The organism is Acinetobacter sp. UBA2063 (genome assembly GCF_002333245.1).
GTDB lineage: Bacteria > Pseudomonadota > Gammaproteobacteria > Pseudomonadales > Moraxellaceae > Acinetobacter > Acinetobacter parvus.
The window spans coordinates 4,666-5,199 of the sequence record NZ_DDAH01000245.1; the positions used below are offsets into that span (position 1 = coordinate 4,666).

General features: G+C 41.4%; 2 pseudogenes. Both read left to right on the forward strand.

The annotated features are described in order from the left end of the window. Positions 1-367, forward strand: a pseudogene (locus B4H32_RS11680) (methionine synthase); the annotation flags it as partial. Positions 368-451: 84 nt separating this feature from the next. Then, positions 452-534: pseudogene (locus B4H32_RS11685) on the forward strand (flavin reductase); the annotation flags it as partial.

The window sequence follows — 534 nt, forward strand, 5'->3', positions numbered from 1 at the left end:
CGACTGGAAAAAGACGCTGGGTTCAGAATGGCGACAATATGAAGAAGCTTTTCCAAAGCTGAAACAGTCTAAAATTGATATTGTCTCGCTGGAATGTCAGAACTCACGTGTGCCAATGGATTTAATTGAGCTGATCCGTGGCAAAAAGGTCATGGTCGGGGCCATTGATGTGGCAACCAACAGCATTGAAACACCTGAAGAAGTTGCAGATACCTTGCGTAAAGCACTTCAGTTTATTGATGCAGATAAGCTTTATCCATCAACCAACTGTGGTATGACACCATTATCTCGTGAAGTTGCCAGAGGCAAATTGCATGCGTTAAGCGCAGGTGCGGAAATCGTTCGAAAAGAAATTTTGGGCAAATAATTTAGAATTGAGAACATGATGTAAAAGTGACCTGTTTAATGGCTGGTTAGGATTAAACAGGTCATTTTTATTGGGAATAAAATGATGATTGAAGCAATAGACTTTAGAAATGCAATGTCTTTATTGGCAAGTGCGGTCAATGTCGTGACTACGGCAGGCATGTCTGG